Annotated in this window: 2 protein-coding genes; both read right to left on the bottom strand. The window is 60.7% G+C overall.

The genetic code is table 11. The features are described from left to right. Positions 1-217 precede the first annotated feature (217 nt). Positions 218-976, bottom strand: coding sequence for an IS21-like element helper ATPase IstB (istB, locus tag Q8K99_00020; protein MDP2180940.1), 759 nt, complete (start codon positions 974-976; stop codon positions 218-220). Then, on the bottom strand, positions 973-1,916 hold a 944-nt coding region (locus Q8K99_00015; protein ID MDP2180939.1), incomplete at its 5' end, for an IS21 family transposase. The genes istB and Q8K99_00015, both read right to left, overlap by 4 nt.

The following is a 1,916-nucleotide window of genomic DNA, read 5'->3' as shown; positions in this document are numbered from 1 at the left end:
AGTCGCAAAGTGTCCAACGTCAACTATAATTGAGGTTTGGCGACAATTATAATTGCGGGTAGTTGAATGTTGTAGAACGGCGCATGGTTCCTTTCTATTCCCTTCTTGGGTTACGGGGCTTAGTTCGGGTCCGGTTGTTGGTTCCGGTCCCCGGTCCTAGGTGTCTTCCCTGTCCCCGCCCCCCCGAGGGGGGGCGGGGACAGGGAAGAAAAAAATTTTATCCTGCTTTCTGCTCTGCCTCCTCGCGTCGGTAACTCTTCACGTTGAGTTCGAGAATCACGCAGTGGTGGATCAGGCGGTCCACCGCGGCGGCGGTCGTCATCGGATCCTTGAAAATTTTCTCCCACTTCGAGAACGACAAGTTGCTCGTGATCATCACGCTGCCCCGCTCGTAGCGCTCAGCGAGGAGGGTGAAGAGGACCTCCATCTCCTCACGACTTTGCTCGACGTAGCCGATGTCATCGAGCAGTAGAACATCGTAGCGGGAGAGCATCTTCAGTTTCGCGTTTAGACGAAATTCGCGTTTCGCCTGAAGCAGTTCTTGGACGAGCGCCACGCAAGACCAGTATTGGACCTTGTGACCCGCAAGTGCGAGTTCACGTGCGATCCCGCAGAGCAGATGCGTCTTGCCCGTTCCCGGCAAGCCGAAGGCGAGCACGTTATCCCGGCGACCGACAAACTCACCGGTGAGCAACATGCTCGTCTGCGCCCGCGCCTTCACCGACAAGCGCTTCATGTCGAACGCGGAGAGAGTCTTGCCAAGCGGAAGACGGGAATCGAAGAGCAGTCGTTCCACCCGCCGCTCCCGGCGCTCCTCACACTCGCGCTCGACCATGTGGAGGAGGAAATGCTCGTGATTGAGATTCTCACGGACGGCACGCTCCGCTTCCGCCGCGAACGTCTCCCGCATGGTGGGAAGCCGCAACGCGATAAAGGCACCACGTAAGCGCTTGCGAATTTCAGCCGCGTCAGTCATGCCACCCACCTCCCCGAGTGCAGTCGGTCGTATTCCGCCAGTTCAGGCGGGACGATCTCCACCTGTAATGGGTCGATTGGTGTCATGCCCCGTTCCAGCAATTCCCTCGTCCGCGCGACCGACGGCGAGACCGTTTCCGTCGCCTGCACCTCGAGCGCCGACTTCACCGCCTCCTCGCCGTCGAGTGCCGCCATCTCGAGAATCCGCAGATACTCGCGGTCGGCACCCGCCGGATTCTCCCGCCGCAACCGGTCATAGGCCAGTCGGAAGGCTAGGTTCGGAAAAAGTTCCTCGCGGTAGCGATACTCCGCGAACGCACCCGGCTTGCGCACGAGCGACCGGATCACGTGCCGATAGTCGATCTTCGCCCTGCCCTTTCCGATCAACCGGGGGCATGTCTGGACCAGCCGCTGGCCGTGGAACAGTTCGATCAACTCGGCCCGGATGCGCGCCTTCAAATACTCCCCGATCAGCCGGCTATCCACCGAATAGACGTTCGCGAGAACCCGCACTAAACTGGAACTCGACACGTGAACAGTGATCTCACGCGAGGTCTGGCAGGCGGTCGGCGGAAGCGGGCGAAGCATCCGTCGCTCCGCCTCGAAGCGCTCGCGCCGTCCAGCGTTCCGGCGGATGAACATGTCGCGGAGGAACGCCTCATACTCGGCACGGCTCGCGAAGTCCCGGCTGCCACGAAGCATCAGTTCCTGGTCGATCGCACGCTTGAGCCGATGGTGACTCTGCTCGACGTCCCCGTTCTCGTTCGCACGACCGGCGCGGATATACCGCCCCTCGATGCCGTAGTGGACAAGCATGTCGCGATAGAACTTCTGGAACTCCGCACGAGCCGACGGCGGAAGATCGGATGCGCTTTCCACACCAGACTCCTGACGCCGCCTCCGACCGATCTTTCCAAGATTCTTCACCGCCGCCGTGAGCC

This window comes from Actinomycetota bacterium, from assembly GCA_030682655.1.
Classification (GTDB): domain Bacteria; phylum Actinomycetota; class Coriobacteriia; order Anaerosomatales; family JAUXNU01; genus JAUXNU01.
The sequence above is the reverse complement of the archived record's forward strand: the minus strand, read 5'-3'. Positions and strand labels throughout refer to the sequence as shown.